The sequence below is a fragment of the Pantoea sp. WMus005 genome, assembly GCF_013415305.1.
GTDB lineage: Bacteria > Pseudomonadota > Gammaproteobacteria > Enterobacterales > Enterobacteriaceae > Pantoea > Pantoea rara.
On the sequence record NZ_JACBXU010000001.1, the window covers coordinates 2091172 to 2109861 of the forward strand.

Consider the following 18690-nt stretch of genomic DNA (forward strand, 5'->3'; position numbering starts at 1 on the left):
ATGAAATCTTATACTGTTATCACCCTCACCGAGGGTAAACGCGTTAGTCAGTCAGTGCTTGCGACTTCAGCCGACGATGCCGCTCTTCGCGTCACCTCGAAAGGCGGCATCGTACTGCAGGTACATGCACGCCCTGCACGTCGGGATAAACGCTTTCCGCTGAGTTTATTTTTGCAGGAACTTATCGCCCTGCTTGAAGCCGGACTTGTCGTGGTTGAAGCCATTGAAGCGCTGCGCGAAAGCAGCCGGGATAGCACGGCAACGCTGGTGCTCGATACGCTGGTGAACCGACTCTATGAGGGCGCCCAGCTTTCACAGGCCATGTCGACACTGCCTGCGCTATTTCCGACGCTGCTGATTAATACCGTGGCCTCCTCAGAACAAACCGGCCATCTTCCGATCGCGCTGACCCGCTTCCAGCATTATGAAACCCGGATGGAAATACTGCGCAAACGCATTAAAGCCACGCTGCTTTACCCCACTATCGTTATCTCCGCCGGAGTAGCGATACTGATATTCCTGCTTGGCTTTATTATTCCGCGCTTCTCCGTCGTGTTTGACGGCATAAAAGATCCCTCATCCAGCGCCCAATTAATCCTCTGGTGGGGCAAGCTGACGCAAAACCACAGCACCCTGCTGATTGCCGGCTGTGCCGCCACTGTTGCCGGAATTGTGATGGCGGTAAGAAGCCCTCGCCTGCGCAAGCGTTTACTCGACATGCTGCTGCAGATTCCTCAGCTACGCCAGAAACACCAGTTAGCCATACTGGTTCGCTTTTACCGCACCCTCGGACTGCTGCTGCAGGGCGGGCTACCCGTGCCGCAGGCGCTGACGCTTAGCCGGGACGTTCTGCCTGAGAGCCACCGCCCGCAAATTGAGCAGGTCATTCGCGATGTCGGCGCGGGCGAATCGCTCTCCCGCATGCTGGAAGCGCAGAATCTGACCACGCCCGTCGCCACCCGTTTAATGCAGGTCGGCGAGCGCAGTGGTGAACTGCCCGCCATGTGCGAACGAATCGCCGCGTTCTACGACGAGTCGCTGGAACGTGCAATTGAAACCTTCAGCAAAGTTTTCGAACCGGTTCTGATGATCGTGGTGGGCGGCATCGTCGGCCTGGTCGTTTTTTTACTCTATATGCCCATCTTCGAGCTGGCAGGAGGATTGCAATAATGACCGATTTATCCACGCCTATCGGCAGCATCGACGCGCTCATGAAGCTCTCTGACGAGGAGCGTTGTCAGACGCTGGCGACACTCCTGGAGCATTTCCCTGAGCGTCTGCACGATACAGCCGAGGCATTAGGGATGATCCCTCTTTCGGCGGCCAACGTCACCGAAGAAAATGAGGATTTTAGCCGCCTTGCGTTGACCGAGGCCCTAAGCTATCGCGCGCTCCCGCTGCTGATTGACAAAACATTCTACGTTGCACTGACCGACCCGTTCTCCCTGACGCAGCGTCAGTGGGCCTATAGCATGAACGCAAAGCCTGCCCTGCTCTCGCTCTCCTGGCTGAACACCCGGCTGAACGAGCTTGGCAAACAGCAGAGAACGCTCGATCAGCTTGAACAGCAGAGCAGTGACGAAAGCAGCGACATGCAGTGGCTGGAGATTACACCCGCAGCCATTGCCAGCGAGCCTCATGCGGTCATCAAACTGGTCAATGCCACCTTGTTTGACGCACTGCAAAGCCGTGCCAGCGACATCCACCTTAGCGCCGTTGCCGATGGCATCGTGGTGAAATATCGCATTGATGGCGTGCTCCACGCCATCCGGCATTGCGCCGGCATTCAACAAGCCGAACAGGTTATATCCCGAATCAAAGTTCTGAGCTGTATGGATATTTCGGAGCGACGTATTCCGCAGGACGGTCGTTTTAAAGCCTTAATTCTTCAGCGGCCGGTCGATTTCCGCGTCTCTATCGTGCCCGGTATTCACGGCGAAGATGCGGTGCTGCGCGTACTGGATAAATCTCATGATCAGAATATCCAGCTCGAAACTCTGGGCTTTGATGAACACACACTCAGAGCGATTCGGCAGCTGACTCATCTTCCCCATGGCATGGTGCTGGTAACCGGCCCGACGGGAAGTGGCAAATCCACCACCCTCTATTCTGCGCTCAGCGAACTGAACAGTGGGGAAAGCAAAATCATCACTATTGAAGATCCCGTCGAGTATCAGCTCAATGGCGTGCTGCAGATCCCGGTCAATGACAAAAAGGGGCTGACCTTTGCCCGTGGCCTGAGAGCCATTCTGCGTCACGACCCGGATATTATTCTGGTCGGTGAAATACGTGATGGCGAAACGGCAGGCATTGCCGTTCAGGCTTCTCTGACCGGGCACGTCGTGCTTTCGTCAGTCCACGCTAACGATGTCTTCAGCGTGCTCGAGCGTTTTCTTTATATGCAGGTCGAACCCGCCAGCCTGATCGCCGCCCTGAACGGTGTCGTCGCCCAGCGCCTGGTCCGTCAGATTTGTCCTGAATGCGGTGAAGATGCCCCACAGCCAGAGGCGATGCCTGATGCCTGGCAGTCTGAACGGTTAGGCTCGCTGACACCCCGCTGGCGACGAGGACGTGGCTGCGAGGCATGCCGACACAGCGGTTACCGCGGCAGGCTGGCGCTGGCTGAAGTCCTGCATTTCAGCGATGCAATAAAAGAAGCCATGCTGGTCAGAGCGTCGGTTCGTCAACTTAGACAGGTCGCGCTGGACGATGGCTTTGTCCCGCTGACCACTATCGCACTCCGTGCTGTTGCGGAAGGCAAAACCACCCTCGAGGAGGTCAATCGTGTTATCGCTCACTAAGGCATGGGAGTGTGATATCTGGCCCCATGCGCTGCGCCTGCGCCTGGGCAAAAAAGTGATTGCAAGGCACGAACGCGTGGCCGGTGAAACGCTGGATACCGCCCTCAGCATGCTCTTTCGCCTGCGTTCACCGTCGTTTCCGTGGCGCGATAGTGTGGCATTTAACGTTGATACTGACGATCTGATGCTAATGGTTGTGCCCTGGCAACCCGGTGTGGCAACGCCGCAGGAGCTTCTGCAACTGGCACAGCTTCAGGTCATGCAACATGACAGCGCCGCGCTGCACAAAGGGGGCTGGATGATGCGTTTTGAGTCAGCGTGCTGGCAGCAACCTGCCCTGGTTTCAGGGGTACAGCATGCCTGCTGGGAGCGGCTTAAGGCGCTGGCCCGCCGGGAGAAACTGCGCTTTCGGGGTATCGAAACCCCCTTTCAACGCCTGCTGAAATACAGTCGCCGTACGTTTCCGGAGAAAGCGCTGTTTATCACGATCAGCGCGCATCAATGCCGCATCGCCAGCCGGATTAATCGGGCCTGGCATGAGGTCAGCACGATCTCACTGCCTCAACAGGAGACGGTTACCCAGCTGCGCGTCATTGCACAACTCAGCGGTATGACCGACTGCCCTCACTACCTTTTGAACACTGAAGAAGGCGAGCCACAGATTATTACGCCTCAGGAGAAGGGGGTATGACACCACTGTTTTCACCGGCTCCACCGTGGGCGGGACGGACACTGTTGCTCACTGGCCTGCTTTGTCTGCCGGTCGCCGGATTAGTCATGCGGGAAACGTTACACCAGCAGCATCTTGAGTATCAACTCACGCAGGCAGAACAGCAACTTGCCGCTCATCAGCGCATACAGCAACAACTTCAGGCTACGCAACTGCGTCGCCAGCGTCAGTCTCATCAGTTAACGGCGATACCGCCAGCTATCCGCATGATGGATAGAGTTGGCAGCGAGCTGTCGTCTGAGATTGCCCTGCTAAGCATCAACATCGTCCCTGAAAAGCGCGATGTTCATCTGACCGTGAAAGCCACCAGCCTGAATGCCCTGATGGCTTTCAGCCAGCGCCTGCAACAGCTTCCCGCGCACGTTGCATTGCAAAACCACCGTCCCACAGAAAGCACTGAAAACGGCTGGGCTGTAAGCGCCACGCTTGACGTCAGTTTCAGCGCGGAGGATCACCATGCTCCTGAAAGATAGAGGCGCGGCCTTGCGCTGGCGCGCAGCGATCCTCTCCGGGCGAACAGGACGTCTCCCACTGCTACTGAGCACACTGCCATGCGGACTGCTGGCCTTTTGGCTGGGCGTACAGATACCGCATACCACCGCTCAGCAGGAGAGCCTGGCGAAAATCCAGTCCCAGCTGCGCGTTCAGGTGCCACTGGATAGCCAACAGCCGGCCCTGGAGAGCCATATAACACCCAGTGAATATCAGCTGGTCGGGTTGGTGTTCGACAGGCTCAGTCAGGGTGGCCTGCGCGTGGAAGCCAGCCGATACCAGCTGGATGAGAACGCGGCCAGACCCGCTCTGCTACTGGATATTCCCCTGCAAGGCGAGTATCTGCCGCTGGTTGAGTCGCTGGAAGCGCTGGCACGAACGCTGCCGCTGGAGATCGAGCAAATAACCCTGAAGCGTGCCTCACCGCTGGAAAGCCAGCTCAGCGTAACGGTCCGCCTTCGCCTGCTGAAGGTGACGCCATGAAGCTTCCCCGTTACCTTCAGGTTGCGCTCCTGGCCACCGCCGTCGCCGTGGTATGGAGTCATTTCAATGATGATGACTCTGCGCCGGTGACACCCCAGACAATGCGGCCCGTCACGTCGCACCAGATAAAACAGACTGCAGAACCGGCCTCCACGCTCCGGCCAGAACGAATCGATCTCTTTCCGTCGCCAAAGGCTGACGCCGTAGCAGAGCAGGCAATGCCGGTTGAGCAGGCGAAGGCTGAACCGACCACGCCCGACCTGCCGCTTCATGCGCTGGGCGCATGGTGGAGCGACCACCAGCGCATCATTGTCCTGACCGATGGCGTCGACACCTGGCCCGTCTGCAGACAGTGCAAAGCGGCGGGAAAAATCTGGCTCGGCAGCGAGCCGGTTAAGGGATGGAAATTAACAGCGGTGAAGCAAGACCACCTTCTATTTGAATGGCAGTCGACCCATGCGCAGCACAGGCTGGAGCTTGGAGAGCTGCAATCGGAGCCTAAACAATAATGATGAAAATTACCCCCATTACTGCGTCCATTTTATTCTGCTTTCTGCTAAGCGGCTGTGCGAAAAATGAAATACCTGCAGCTCACTCATCCGCTATTGAGCAGCCTGAGGCATTGATGCAGCGACTCAGGGAGATTGACCAGCAACGTATCACCGCACCTCAGGACGTCAATCTGCGGGCAGAAAAAGCGAACATTTCGAGAAAGCTGGTTGCCAGCTACCTCAAAAACGCAGACCTCGCTATCCGTAAAAACAACTACCTGCTGGCTTCACAGCAATGGCAGAACGCGTTGAAATATGAGCCTGGAAACGTTATGGCTCTTCAGGGGCTGCGGAAAATTAATAGTCGTCGTGTGCTGGACACACTTTATAAAGATGCGGTGAATAATACCCACAGCAACCCGGAACGGGCCTTGCAGACTATTCAAAAGGTTCTGGAAGAAGATCCCAGCTGGCCCCAGGCGAGGGAGCTTCGCGACCATCTGCTGCGCGAGATTGCCCGTATTAACCAGCCGGAAAATCGCCTTAACAAAGAGCTGCAAAAGCGTATTTCTCTCAATTTTCGCGAGCATAGCCTGGTGGCCATCTGTAACACAATTAGCCAGATGACAGGCGTAAACATTATCTTTGATAAGGATGTCCCATCGACTACGACGGCGACGCTGATTGCCAAAAACACGACCGCAGAAGATGCCATTAACCTGATGCTGCTGACTAACCACCTGCGCAGGAAAGTGCTGAACAACAACACATTGCTGATTTACCCGGCCACCCAGCAAAAAGAGAAGATGTATCAGGACATCGTAGTGAAAACCGTATTTCTGGGATACGCCAAAGCTAAGGATGTCAATGTCGCCCTGCGCAACATGGTGAAACTGAAGGATATCCACGTTGATGAACGCACTAATTCCGTCAGTCTGCGTGGTCCAAAAGAGACCGTTGAGAAGGCCGAGCGACTGCTGGTGACTCTTGACCGTCCAGAGGCGGAAGTGACGCTTGCCGTTCAGGTGCTGGAAGTGAACTCCAGCGATATCGAAGCGCTGGGCATTAACCTGCCGCAAAAAATCAGTGCCGGTTTCGTTAGCGGCGCAGAGGATGAAGGCAGCGGGATACCGCTTAAGGGCTTCAACAGCAGTAACGTGCGGGTCAATATCGAAAACATGTCCGTTGATCTGAGAAAAGTACTGGGGAATGCCCGGGTATTAGCTAATCCCCGTATTCGCGTTAAAAACAACAAAAAAGCGCAGATTGATATCGGCGAAACGATTCCGGTTCTGACCAGTAATGTGCAGGACGGTTTCTCTCAGCAAAAAGTCGAGTATCAGGATGTCGGGCTTAAGCTTGAGGTCACGCCGGACATCAGCGTGGATAACAATATCCTGATGGACGTAAAATTTACGCTCAGCAGCCTGGGCACGGCAGAGAGGGGCGAGCACGGTACCGTCTACTACCGCACCAACAAGCGCGAGGCGAATACGACGTTAAGCAGCCTGAACGGCGAGACACAAATGCTGGCTGGTCTGATTAAACAGGAAGAAAGCGTCATTGATAGCGGTACTCCGGTACTGAGCAGTATTCCTGTTATCGGCAGGCTGTTTGGCAGCAAATCACACAATAAGCAGCGAACCGAAGTTGTGCTATTGATCACGCCGACCATCGACCAAAACCTCGATCTGCCGGGCAGCCATATCAGTACCATCGATATGGGCACTGACGATCTTACTGGCGACAGCATTCAGCTTCGCAGCTTGCCGCAGTCAGATACCGGACAGCGTTACACTGCGCCAGAGCTTGCGCCTCCTGCACAATTTCCGGCACGCACCAGCACCCTGCCACCCCCCGTACTGGATGACAATTTCGCGCGAAACGGATCGCATTAATGAACAGCCAGCGCGGTTTTACGTTGATAGAAATGATGGTGACACTGGCAATCCTCGCCACCTTAGCGGCGGCTGCCACACCGCTGATACATCGCTTTCACCAGCAGCAGCAGGAGGCAGAATTGCGGGAGTCTCTCCGTACCCTGCGTACCGCAATCGACGCCTGGTATCAGGCTGGTAAGGACGGGAAGATTGAGAAGAAAGCCAGCGAATCGGGCTATCCCCCTGCGCTTAAACAGCTGACTGAAGGCGCAATCGATGTCACTAACCCCAACGGGAATCGGCTTTATTTTCTGCGACGAATACCCAGAGATCCGATGTGTGACTGTCCGGGTCGACGGGCAGAGGATACCTGGCGACTACGGGCATCAACGCAGCCACCGGGTGACTTCAGCGGTGGCGGTAAAGATGTGTTTGACGTCAGTAGCAGCAGTACTGGCAGCGGCCTGAATGGAGTGCCCTATGCACAATGGTGAAAAAGGATTCACCCTGATTGAACTGCTCGTCGTCATGGCGATCATCGCAACATTGCTGACGCTGGTCGCGCCGCGTTTCTTCCAGCAGGCAGACCAGGCCAAAGTGGTGGTACAGGCGCACAATCTGAATACCCTGCGCAACGCTATCGATCATTTCCGTCGCGATCGCATTGTGGGGCCTTATAGCATGGACGAATTGATTGAAGCGGGCTATCTGCGGGAAATGCCGCTGGATCCGGTAACCAATCGCCGGGATAGCTGGGAAGTCAAAACCGACAATAATGGACAGATACTCGATGTTACTGCACCTGTCGGCGCATCCAGAGGGTCTTAATATGCCCTACAGTAAACGGCAAGGCGGTTTCACCTATCTGTTACTGCTGGTTGCCCTGTCGGCATTGGCGTTATCGCTGCTGAAAAGTCAGGAGGACGTACAGATGCGCCACACGGAACAGCAGGAGGCAGAACTGCTGTTTCGCGGTGATCAATATCGTACGGCGATTGCCGCCTACCGCGCCGCAGGCAACGGCTGTTTTCCCGTGCGCGCTGAACAGCTGTTAATCGACAAACGTGGACCCGCGCCGCGCTATCACCTTCGTCAGGTTTGGGTCGATCCCTTAACAAACGATAAAACGTGGGGGGCTATTTACGACGCTCAGGGACGCTGGGTTGGTGTACGCAGCCTGGGCAACGGTAAACCGCGCCGTAAAGCGGGATTCCGTCACGATGCCGAAACGTTTTCAAAGGCCAGTAGTTATTATGATTGGGCATTTAAGGTCGATACCGATCCCAGGGCTCCTCTGCCTGCAGCCTGCGGGCGGTGAATAAACACATCCGTGCAGGCTATTCCGATGCTCAATGCACGCGGACACCCGCTTCAGCCCCGTATAAAATCAATCAGACCAGAGAGTTTTGTGCAATTTGACAATATTTTTCTTCAAATTAGTCAATATATAGAAATTACTTAATGCACAGCCCGATCATCTCATACCTTTCTTTCTTCTGGGTCGCTACCGTTACTCCGTTATTTTTGTTTCAATCTGAATAAGGAGTAAGCGATCATGCTTTCTACAAAGAAAAAAGTTCTGGCTGTCGTGATGGGTGGCCTGGCAGTATCCGCCCTGTCGGGCCCGGCATTTGGCCATGGCGCAATGGAAAATCCCAGAGCCCGTCAATGGGAATGCAATAACCAGGGCGGCATGTGGAACCCGGGCTCGATGAAGAGCGCCGCCTGCAGAGCCGCGCTTGAAAACAGTCCTGCAGGCCCAAATGCGTTCGTCAACTGGAATGGTTTTACGGGTTTTGCCAAACCCCCGCACGCGGTCACTCTGACTGATGTTCGCGATGGTATGCTTTGCAGCGGCAGTAACCCGGGCTACGCGGGCTTTAATCTGCCACGTGCAGACTGGACTGCCACGACCATCCAGCCTGACAGTCATGGTCAGGTCGGCATGACTTACTACTATACCGCGCGACACACGCCGTCTTTCATTGAGTTTTATATCAACAAGAAAGATGTCGACATCACGAAAAAAGCGCTGGGCTGGGATGACGTAGAACTGCTGAAGAAATTTGATATTGCCGCTGGTGATCCCAGCGTTCGTCATACTGTAAACGTCACTATTCCGGCAGACCGCCAGGGTAAAGCGATCATTTTTACCCGCTGGCAGCGAATTGACCCTGTAGGGGAAGGTTTCTATAACTGCAGCGATGTGAATATCAAAGCCCGTGACGGCTCAGAAGCGCAGGCTGGTGGGGGTGAAGAAGAGGAAACTATCCAGAGCAGCTGGACGGAAAAAGGCGACTTCATTACCCAGGCTCATAAGCCAGCCGTGGGTGAAAAAGTCCGTTTTCGCCTGATGGGGGGAACCCGTGGCGACAACCTGATTGACGTTACTCTGCCAATCACCGCACAGAACATCAGTAACAACCAGTGGGTTGTTGAGCTGGGTCAGCTACTGAATCGCGATCACAGCAATGAGCTACAGATTGGTCAAAAACAGCCTGATGGCACCGTTCGCTTTAACGAACAGCTTCCGCTGAGCAACCAGGTCTTCGTCAGCAATAGCATTTATGGTTATGCCATTGAAATTGTGAGTAATGTACAGACACCGGTGATTACACTTAACCGCTACACTATTTCTCCGGTTGCCACCACCAGTGCCACTTACAACTATGCCGTGACCGGTAGCAGCGACAAAGCCGGTGTGAGCTGGAAGTGGAAGCATGTCGCAGGCGATACACAGATCACCGCAAATCCGGCAAATCAGGCAACAACGCAGATCAGCGTTGCCGGTGGCGTGAAAGGCGGCGCAACGGCCACCTTCGAACTGATCGGCACCAGCGCCAATGGCCATGCAGGTAAAGCCACGCTGAAAGTCAATGTCATTGCACCAGACGTCTCTCCAGCCGGCCCGACGAACATCGCTTCGGATAAAGGCGGAAAGTTCACGGCAAAAGCCAACTTTGATTACGATCAGGGTCGCGTGAGCTACCGATGGTCGCTGCTCAAAGATGGCCGCGAAGTCTCCGGTATCGATCAGAATGGTAATGTCATTACCGGTCTGCAGGCAGGCGATTATAAGGTAAAAGTGACCGCTGAGCTGGATAACGGCCAGCGCACCGCGACCGGAACCACTAACCTGAAAGTCACCGCAAAAGAAGAGCCAGCTACCAGCGGCTATGCGACCTGGGTTTCCGGCAACACATACACCGCCGGAAACACAGTAAGCTGGAAGGGCATTAACTACATTGCCCGTAACTGGACGAGGTCTGAACCGGGCAAAGGCAGCGACTGGAAATTGTACGAGAATGCTAAACCGGTCGCGTGGATGTCTACGATGGTTTACGAAAGCGGTAACCTGGTTACCCATGCTGGCAAAACCTGGAGAGCCAGTCAGTGGATTGCTCAGAACAATGCGCCAGGCACAGCCCCTGCATGGATACAGCAATAAACAAATAAAACCGCCCGCGTGACGGGCGGAACATAATATTTTAATGCCCTCGTTTGACACCGACAGTGCGCTGCCGGTGTCTTTTTTATTTGATATTTCAGCGTACTATCAGCAACCAGCCCATTGCCGCGATAACAGGGTAAGGCCCAAAGGGAAAGGGTAAACCGGGTTTCACCCGCAGTAAAACCACGCCTGACAGCAGAGCCAGTAAGCTTGAAGCCGTCACAATGTCCAGCAGCGGCAGGGGACCCACCCACGCACCTAATCCCGCCAGTAACTTCATATCTCCTCGCCCCATCCCCTCATGCCCGCGCAACAGACGGAATAACAGAGAGAGCAGCCAGGGGATACCAAATCCCAGACCGGCCGCAATAAGCGCCTGGGGAAGTGTCACGGCGCCGTATCCGCTGGCCGCAAACAACAGGGCAACAACAAGCAACGGCAGTGTGAGCCTGTCCGGCAGCAGCATGGTCTGCAAATCAATAAAGAAAAGCGGCACCAGCAGCGTAACCACAAAGAGGTCGACAATGCTTTGCGGCGTCACGCCTTGCTGCCAGATGATCGTGCCGTATAAAATTGCCATCACGGCCTCAACCAGAGGGTAGCGCAGTGAAATGGCCTGCCCGCATCCGGCACAGCGGCCACGCAGCAACAACCAGCCCAGCAGCGGAATATTGTGATAAACCTTTACCGGTTGTTTACAGCCCGGGCAATGTGAGCCAGGCCAGGATAATGACATCGCCTCACCGTTAAGTATTCGCGGAAGACGGTAAATAATAACGTTACTGAAGCTGCCAAATATGGCACCGGTTAAAATAAAGAAAATAATTTGCATAGAATCCTTTTTTACGCACCATTCTGGAATGGTTAAATCGCATTTGCAGACCACAACCGCGAGAAGCCGGGTATCCTAAGAATATTGCTCGATTTAATGAACGATATGATAACGGCAGGGGCAAAACATCAATGACCCGCACTATCTTTAGCTGGGTGCTTTTTTCAGGCCTCTATAGCCTGCTGGCGCTGTTAAGCCTGCGCAGCCAGGACGCCTGGAGTTTTTCTACAACCTGCTGGTTCCCCGCCTCGCTGCTGTTTGCTGTCCTTTGGTTAACCTCTGTTCGTGACTGGCCGGTGTGGCTTGTCACAACCGCGTTCCTGCATCTTTTTATCGACATCTGGATTGGTCACTCACTGGCACTTGCCAGCCTGTTCACCCTGTTCGAAATCACTGTCTACCCCCTGACCATACTCGTTTTTCGTTACAGCGCTCCCCTGTTGTGGCATCCCCTGAGCCATCGCCCCATTGCGCGTGAGCTGGTATGGGTAATGCTGCTTCTCCTGTTTACCTTATGCGGTAGCGCGGTACTCAGCCTCTGTCTGCTCATGGCCGGATACCCCATTTCGACACAGCATTTACTCTACTGGTCGCTCTCTACCCTCACCGGTGTATTGGCCATACTCCCCTTCCTGCACGAACAGGATGAGTCTCCCCTCTCACTTCGGCAGTCGGTGGGGAATGTTCAGACATGGATAGTGATTGGTGCGAATACGCTACTGCAGCTTGGGCTGTTTTTCTCTCCGCTTGAGCCTCTGCAACAGGGGCTTAACCTGCTCTTTTTACAGCTTATGCTGTTGCTGTTAAGTGTGTTCATGCTGTCAGGACGCGGCATAGGCCTGTTACTGTTAGTGCAATACCTGATCGTGGTACTGGCTACCCATAAGAGTAAGGGGATCTTTTTTGAGTTGATGCCAGTGCGACTGCCTGCGATATGGCAGGCTTACTGTTACCTCGTCTTTTCGTCGATACTTGCTGGTTGCCTGCACCAGTATCAGCGCCGGACACAGCTGCAGCTGCAGCAGGCGAAAAACACGGAGACGCTACTTTCCCGCTTTGCGCTTACCGGCAGCAGTCTTTTTTTCCGGCTGGATGTGCCACAACGTACGCTGCACTGGCAGGGTAATACTGAGACGTTTTTCCCCGGTGAACATCAGAGCATCAGTACTCTCGATCTGCTTGAGGCCCATTGCGATGCACCCTTTATCCCAGCATTTCTTGACTGGTACACCCGCGGTGAAGAACCGCTGTTCGAAAAAAGGCTGACGATACAACGACTCAATGGGCAACAGTCGTGCTGCCTGTTGACCATGATGCGACTTCCCGGCGACCCTTCACTCACCGGCGGGATAAGCACGTTCAATCCCTTTCATGATCGCCCGTAATAAGCCGGGGGCTTACAACATACGCCGCAGGATCTCCGGCTTACCGGTAACGGTATATTTCAGTACGGCGGCTACGTGCATCACCAGAATGATGCCTAACACCATGCAGCTATAGCGATGAGCCGTGAAAAAGAACTGATTGATAACCGGAACGTCTACAGGACGCGTGACATGCAGAAGACCAAAAAGGTGATAATCCTTATGCAGCATCAGAAAACCGCTCACCAGCACGGCAAAAATGGTCAGATAAAACACCTCGTGCACCAAAGCCACCATCTGCTTTTTACGCAAGGATATACCTGCAGGCCGTTCGATCGACGGACGGAAAAAACGCCAGATAAAACGCACCAGCATGACAGGCGTAGCAATAGTGGCCAGCGACATATTTAATTCTGAGAAGAAGTAAAACCATCTTGTTCCTTCCAGCGCATGCAGAATATATCCCACGCACATCGCATAAATGATGATCACCGCCACAACCCAATGAAGAATGCGCGTGAAGCGATCATAGCGCGCAACATTTAAAGAACTGGATATCATAACATTTACCTATAAAATTCAGTGTTATCTAAAAAAAACCTGCCAGCGGAGCCAGAAATTAATTAATAATTAATTAGCAGAAAGCAGGTTAAGCGCTGCATCCGGTGCCCGATGGCTGTCTGCGGTATGTACGTTCAGTAAGCGGTAAACGTGGCCGCCGTAAAAGGCAGTCCCGGAATGGCAACATTATTGGCTGTATCGCTGGCGATAATCGCTTTGTAATAGTGCAATGAACATTCAGCTTTTAAGAGTATGTAATTCATTTTTAATAAAACAGTGGAATAACTGAACAGTTCATCAGATATTAAGCGGCATAACCTGGAAAATTCTCAATCAGCTTGCGGTTAACCGTTTATTAGCATTCCTGCCACTCAATCAGACAGCTCCTGACGAATGTCGATTATCAACGCATGTCTTGTATCTCATGTTTATCAGGAGATTACCAAAATAATGAATGCTAAAAGAGACTGAATTAATTTATTCTGCGCCATTCTCGCTCAGCCGCAGAAATAGTATTCTTCTTAAAATTATCTGGTGTTACAGGCAAACAGGCGACTTGTGCAGAGGAATCTACTTTGATTTACACTCTACTTAATACGCCGTTAAACCCGGCTCCTGCTGACGTTTTTCCTCTCAGAACCCATTCCCTTTCCATGACTGAAATGTGATGAAAAAAACCGTCCTGATTGCTGATGATCACCCCGTCTATTTATTAGGGTTACGTACCCTCCTGCAAACACGCCATGATCGCTATCATATTGTTCATGAAGCGCTGAGCGCTGACGAGGTCATGGACAAGCTTGCACACTCGCCTGTGGATATCATCATTACTGACTTAAGTATGCCCGGCGAGCGCTTCCCGGATGGATTGACCATGATCCAGACGCTGACCCGACGTTATCCGGAAAGTATGGTGGTCGTTGTCACAATGATCACCAACCCCGAACTCCTCGCCTCTCTGCGCCGCTGCGGCGTTCACGCCGTGCTGAATAAAACGAGCCTGTCGACAAATCTGATTCAGAGTTTACACAGTACGAGCCAGGGGCATATGGCTCCCGTAAAAACGGAGGTTCATCTTACACAGCGAGAAACTGAAGTCCTGCGCCTGCTGCTTCGTGGCTTAACCGTGAACCAGATTAGTGGTCAGCTTAAGCGCACTAAGCAAACCATCAGCACACAAAAAATCAGCGCTATGCGCAAGCTCGGCGCCTCAAGCGACTTTGAGTTGTTCCAGTTTGCTCAGAGTCTTGGGCTAGGCACGTAACATGCGCCAGGGCGCGTGGATTCTTCTTCTGCTACTGATACTGATCAACACGCCATCCGCGACGGCTGAGCTGAAGATCGGTTTGATTATTGCGCCCCCGTTCGTCTCGCAAAATAAAGCCAGCAGTCTGCTGGATGATGAACTTGAAATTTTGTTCATTCATAACCCCAGGCCGGAGGTTCACCGTTTTGTCTCTGCGGATGAGAGTGTGAAAGCACTGAAACAGGGCATCGTTGATGTCGTCATTGCCAGCCAGCCGCCAGAGAGCGCTTTGCAAGCCAGTGACCCTATTGTCACTTTTTCTCTGGCTTCTGTGACGCTGCAAAATAGTACCGGTGGCACTCTGTGCTTTCACAACCTTCCGGTTAACATCACAGCATCCTGCTCGGTGTCAGCGACTACCGCCTCAACGGAAGAGAATATTCAGCGACTGGTTCGTGGCGAAGCCAGCCGCTTTATCGCTCCGGAATTTATTCTGCGCAGCTGGATGGCTCACGCGCCAGCAACCACGTTGTCACTTGATACAGAGGAGGGGCTGCCCGCACTGCATTTTTATGCCTGGGCAATGTCCGATCGCACCGATGCGCTGGAAGAGATCAATGCGCATATTCGGACCATGGCTCCTGAAGATGCGCACTGGCTTGAGGAAAAATGGTTCCTCCCGAACGGCACCGTATTCAGTGCAAGAAACTCGCCAGCCAGCGAAAAGGCCCCTCGCCTGATGCTACAGGTGGTCCTTCCCTTGTCTCCCGCCCCGTTTGTACAGCTTTCGGCCGATGGGCAGATTCGCGGCGTCTGGTACGATCTCATTTCGAAATTGTTCCCCACCACCCACTTCAGCCTTACGTTTGGGATGAACCCGGCATCACTCCCCCCGCTTATGCAGAGTGAGCACGTTCGCATAAAGATCGTGGCCAGCCAGACGTCGCCAGCGCCAGACGCGATTCATTTTGACGAACTCGCCTGGGGTCTGGTCAGCCCCATTCAGCATGCGCTGCCTGCCGTTTTGCCCGGGCTGAAACATCGGCGCATCGCGGTGCTCCAGGATTCCCCTCTCCTTCCTCTATTGCGACATAAGCTACCGTCGGAAAACCTTGTACGGGTGAAGACGCTTTCTCAGGGGTTTGAATTAATGAATGCGGGAGGAGCCAACGGACTGGCGGGAGATGCTTATGCGCTGAACTATGCTCTGCGGCAACGTGAAGATACCTCACTGCAGCTTATGCCGCTCGATCTGCCGGGTACGCCGTTATGGTTTATCGCAGAGAGTTCAGACCCGGTTAAAGAAGAACGGGTCAACGCCATACTGGCATCCGTAACCCGCGCCAGCGTCTTTCGCGAGCGGGCCAGGCCGCTGGCTGTCCTTAACAAACAGCAACCTTCTTTAAACCGCACGTTGTGGACTGCATTGCTGGCTGCGATCTTCTTTTGTGTCGCGATTCTGGTGCTGGTCATCTGGAAGATTGCACAACGCCGGCGCAGTCAGCGGGAACAGGATACTTTCGCATTGCATAATGCCCTGTCCTTGTGGCAAACACTCATGAACAATGTCCCGGTGCCGCTGTTTGTCTGCGATCCCTCTGGTCGCCTGACTCGCTATAACGACGCGTTTGTAAACTCCCCGCTTTTGGCGAACGAGCCGGAAGAAGGCAGTCTTTTTGTCAACCTGCCGCTGGGTGAACTCGCAGAGCAATTCGCTCTCCCCAGACGCCTGATGCTACTTAACGCACCCGATCCCCTGACTGGAGAAACGCGTATCGCTCAGGCTGGCGCCACACTCTATTGGTGGTTGTGCAGCTATACCGATAATGTTGGACGACCTCAGGGCATTATTGGCGGTTGGGTTGATATCAGTGAAAAAGCCGAACTGACCGCCGCGCTGAATCTTGCCCTTAGTCAGGCCGAACGCGCAAGCCTGGAAAAATCAAACTTTCTCGCCCGTATGAGCCATGACATCCGCACACCGCTCAATGCCCTGCTTGGGCTGCTGGAGCTGGAAAAAGAGCGTAGTAATAGCCTCATGGTGGCATGGCAGAGCGCAGGCTCATTGCGTGACGTGATTGGCGATATTCTTGATCTCTCTCGCATCGAAGCGGGAGAGTTGCGACTGGAACTGGCGCAACACTCTCTCTGGCAACTCCTCCATACCAACGAGGAGATCTTCGCTCATAGCGCCTCAGCTAAAATGCTGCAGTGGGAGGCCGCGCTGGATGTTCCGCGCCATCAACTGTTTCATATTGATAAGTCCCGGCTTAGCCAGGTAATTGCTAACCTGCTCAGTAACGCCATCAAATATACCCCTGAGGGAAAGGTGACGTTTAGCGCCAGGCTTGAGGGTCAAAAACTTGAATTACGTATCACGGATACCGGAATAGGCATCCCGCCAGATGCCATGCCATCAATCGGTACGCCGTGGTTCCAGTGTGACTCTGCCATGCCGCAAAGCAGCGGACTTGGGCTTGCGATTTGCTATCAGTTAATTGAGCTGATGGCCGGTAAACTCACCCTGAGTAGTGTGCCAGCTCAGGGCACTGAAGTGACGGTTTCGTTGCCTCTGCAGCCTGTCGATGAACAGACCAGAGTCATCACCGAATCAGCGTTCGCACCGCTTCCGCGCCGCCGCATCATGATTGTCGATGATTTCCCCGCTAACTTAACCGTGCTGAGACTGCAGCTGGAAAAACTGGGACAGGAAGTGATTGGCTGTACCAATGCCCGCGATGCCCTTGCCCGGCTGGCTACCGATCCGGTAGAGGTACTGATTACTGACTGCCAGATGCCAGAAATAGATGGCTATCAACTCGCAACATTGCTGCTGGTAAGAGATATCGCGGGGTTGGCCCCTGCACCGGCTATCCTGCTTGGCTGCACGGCCAATGCGCTGCTGGAAGAGAATGACAGGGCACGCCATGCCGGCATGGACGGTCTGTTGCGTAAACCTCTCACCCTGGATGAACTGCAGCAGGCACTGGCGCAGCATGCCAGTCCCCTCGTCGAGACCTGTGATCTTACAGGGCTTTATCAACTTGCAGAGGGACAACATGATGTGATTACCCTGATGCGCGATCAGATGCGGGAAGCGCTTGAGCAGGACCTGCGGCAGCTCCGGTGTTCCAGCCACTCGGCCGAAGCGCTGAGTAAGCTGGCGCACCGTCTCAAGGCATCATGGAGCTTGCTTTCCATGCGAGAAGCAACCCGTTTCTGCCAGGCAATGGAGGCTCTCCCTGAACTCCTCCGGGCGGGTCTTGTCGATGAGTTACAGCTTTCACCGCTCGCAGAACGTTTCGTGGCATTAATGCAAGAGAGCCTGCTACGCCTGGACAGCGCGCAAGCGGAATTATCTGACAAGTACTAAAGAATACTCTCTGTGGGATCAGTATATTTCTTCACATCAGGTGACGTCATCCAGAGCGCCATCATCATTTCGGAGAAACCACTATGAGTATCAATATTGCTATCGCCCATGAGCATACGATTATTCGTCGCGGCGTTATGTCGATGATTATGAATGCGCCGGCTCTGCCCAGTGACAGCTTTTCCCGCCCCGAAATTAAAGTCACAGGGGATACAGCCTCGCCTTCCGGCCTCATGTCACTGCTGACTGAACAGACGGTTGATATTCTTTTTCTTGGCTTCTCGCTGGCTACCACTCCAGGCCCAAATCCCATTAGTGGCATGGATGGCGTGCTGCTGATTAAGTGGCTCAACCGCAAGTATCCAAAGTTAAAAATGATCGTCCTTTCTCCTTATAAAAATACCCAGCTCATCCGTATGACGCTGGAAGCTGGGGCAAAAGCCTATATCAGCCGGGATACCTGCGAGAAAACGCTGAGCCGGACGCTGAGTTCAGTCATCAACGATGAGGTTTACATTGAACGCGAACTCATGAACGCCCTTTTTCAGAACAATAATCAAGCCAGCAGGGAGCTATCTCCGCGCGAAATTGACGTGCTGCGTATGATGTGTCAGGGGCTTAATCTGACCCAGATCGCTCAGCAGATGAACCTGAGTAATAAGACCGTCAGCGCCCATAAGCTGAGAGCCATGGAGAAACTCAACGTCAGTAACGATTGCCAGCTCTATTGTGTGCTGGCAAAAACGCAGGCGTTCGATATTGCTATTTGAACCTCACTATTAATAATTCTCTTATGGCGTGACCGGACGACACTTATTTACCCTTAAGAGACAGCCGCATGGCAGAATCATTTTTGCACTGAGGAACGGCTGCTATATTATTTGCCCTGCGTTGATCGGGGGAGATCATCAAACGCTCCTGGCGCAGGCGGCGCGGAAAACACCTCCCCAGATCACGTCCGGATAAATTAAAGCATCAGCATTGCC

Annotated in this window: 17 protein-coding genes; 15 read left to right on the plus strand and 2 right to left on the minus strand. The window is 53.7% G+C overall.

Annotated features, from left to right (window positions below):
- The 11 genes from HZZ01_RS09625 to HZZ01_RS09675 all read left to right on the plus strand — a co-directional run bounded on the left by HZZ01_RS09625 (position 1) and on the right by HZZ01_RS09675 (position 10325).
- On the plus strand, positions 1-1170 hold the full coding sequence (locus HZZ01_RS09625; RefSeq protein ID WP_179896746.1) for a type II secretion system F family protein: 1170 nt from the start codon (positions 1-3) through the stop codon (positions 1168-1170).
- Complete coding sequence (locus tag HZZ01_RS09630) at positions 1170-2801, plus strand: GspE/PulE family protein (protein ID WP_218928062.1); 1632 nt, start codon at positions 1170-1172, stop codon at positions 2799-2801. Before HZZ01_RS09625 ends, HZZ01_RS09630 begins: the two co-directional genes overlap by 1 nt.
- On the plus strand, positions 2785-3492 hold the full coding sequence (locus tag HZZ01_RS09635; RefSeq protein ID WP_179896749.1) for a hypothetical protein: 708 nt from the start codon (positions 2785-2787) through the stop codon (positions 3490-3492). The genes HZZ01_RS09630 and HZZ01_RS09635 overlap by 17 nt, the downstream gene beginning before the upstream one ends.
- Positions 3489-4004 (plus strand): hypothetical protein, encoded by a 516-nt coding sequence (locus tag HZZ01_RS09640; RefSeq protein ID WP_179896751.1) that lies wholly within the window; start codon positions 3489-3491, stop codon positions 4002-4004. The genes HZZ01_RS09635 and HZZ01_RS09640 overlap by 4 nt, the downstream gene beginning before the upstream one ends.
- Positions 3988-4506: a hypothetical protein gene (locus HZZ01_RS09645; protein ID WP_179896753.1), complete on the plus strand. Its 519-nt coding sequence runs from the start codon at positions 3988-3990 to the stop codon at positions 4504-4506. The genes HZZ01_RS09640 and HZZ01_RS09645 overlap by 17 nt, the downstream gene beginning before the upstream one ends.
- A complete protein-coding gene (locus HZZ01_RS09650) occupies positions 4503-5015 on the plus strand; it encodes a hypothetical protein (RefSeq protein ID WP_179896754.1) in 513 nt (170 codons plus the stop codon). Before HZZ01_RS09645 ends, HZZ01_RS09650 begins: the two co-directional genes overlap by 4 nt.
- Before the next feature lie 116 nt (positions 5016-5131).
- Complete coding sequence (locus HZZ01_RS09655; protein WP_255434156.1) at positions 5132-6895, plus strand: secretin N-terminal domain-containing protein; 1764 nt, start codon at positions 5132-5134, stop codon at positions 6893-6895.
- The gene (locus HZZ01_RS09660; protein WP_179896759.1) at positions 6895-7371 is read left to right on the plus strand and encodes a type II secretion system protein; all 477 of its coding nucleotides are present in this window, start codon (positions 6895-6897) and stop codon (positions 7369-7371) included. The genes HZZ01_RS09655 and HZZ01_RS09660 overlap by 1 nt, the downstream gene beginning before the upstream one ends.
- Positions 7358-7705: a type II secretion system protein gene (locus HZZ01_RS09665; protein ID WP_179896761.1), complete on the plus strand. Its 348-nt coding sequence runs from the start codon at positions 7358-7360 to the stop codon at positions 7703-7705. The genes HZZ01_RS09660 and HZZ01_RS09665 overlap by 14 nt, the downstream gene beginning before the upstream one ends.
- A 1-nt stretch (position 7706) precedes the next feature.
- Positions 7707-8195: a type II secretion system protein gene (locus tag HZZ01_RS09670; protein WP_179896763.1), complete on the plus strand. Its 489-nt coding sequence runs from the start codon at positions 7707-7709 to the stop codon at positions 8193-8195.
- Positions 8196-8432: 237 nt separating this feature from the next.
- Positions 8433-10325, plus strand: a complete 1893-nt coding sequence (locus HZZ01_RS09675; protein WP_179896765.1) for a lytic polysaccharide monooxygenase — start codon at positions 8433-8435, stop codon at positions 10323-10325.
- A gap of 97 nt (positions 10326-10422) precedes the next feature.
- On the opposite strand, the gene HZZ01_RS09680 is transcribed toward HZZ01_RS09675, so the two are convergent.
- Positions 10423-11160 (minus strand): A24 family peptidase, encoded by a 738-nt coding sequence (locus tag HZZ01_RS09680; protein WP_179896767.1) that lies wholly within the window; start codon positions 11158-11160, stop codon positions 10423-10425.
- A gap of 131 nt (positions 11161-11291) precedes the next feature.
- On the opposite strand from HZZ01_RS09680, the gene HZZ01_RS09685 reads away from it, so the two are divergent.
- Positions 11292-12545 carry an MASE1 domain-containing protein gene (locus tag HZZ01_RS09685; RefSeq protein ID WP_179896769.1) on the plus strand — a complete coding sequence of 418 codons (1254 nt, stop codon included), beginning with the start codon at positions 11292-11294 and terminating at the stop codon, positions 12543-12545.
- 12 nt (positions 12546-12557) lie between these two features.
- Here the strand turns inward: HZZ01_RS09685 and HZZ01_RS09690 are convergent, their stop codons facing one another.
- A complete protein-coding gene (locus HZZ01_RS09690) occupies positions 12558-13085 on the minus strand; it encodes a cytochrome b (RefSeq protein WP_179896772.1) in 528 nt (175 codons plus the stop codon).
- A gap of 667 nt (positions 13086-13752) precedes the next feature.
- On the opposite strand from HZZ01_RS09690, the gene HZZ01_RS09695 reads away from it, so the two are divergent.
- The 3 genes from HZZ01_RS09695 (at position 13753) to HZZ01_RS09705 (ending at position 18474) form a co-directional block, all read left to right on the plus strand.
- Positions 13753-14349: a response regulator transcription factor gene (locus HZZ01_RS09695; protein WP_179896774.1), complete on the plus strand. Its 597-nt coding sequence runs from the start codon at positions 13753-13755 to the stop codon at positions 14347-14349.
- Between the two features lies 1 nt (position 14350).
- On the plus strand, positions 14351-17704 hold the full coding sequence (locus tag HZZ01_RS09700; protein WP_179896776.1) for an ATP-binding protein: 3354 nt from the start codon (positions 14351-14353) through the stop codon (positions 17702-17704).
- Between the two features lie 83 nt (positions 17705-17787).
- Positions 17788-18474, plus strand: a complete 687-nt coding sequence (locus tag HZZ01_RS09705) for a response regulator transcription factor (protein WP_179896778.1) — start codon at positions 17788-17790, stop codon at positions 18472-18474.
- Positions 18475-18690: the final 216 nt, after the last annotated feature.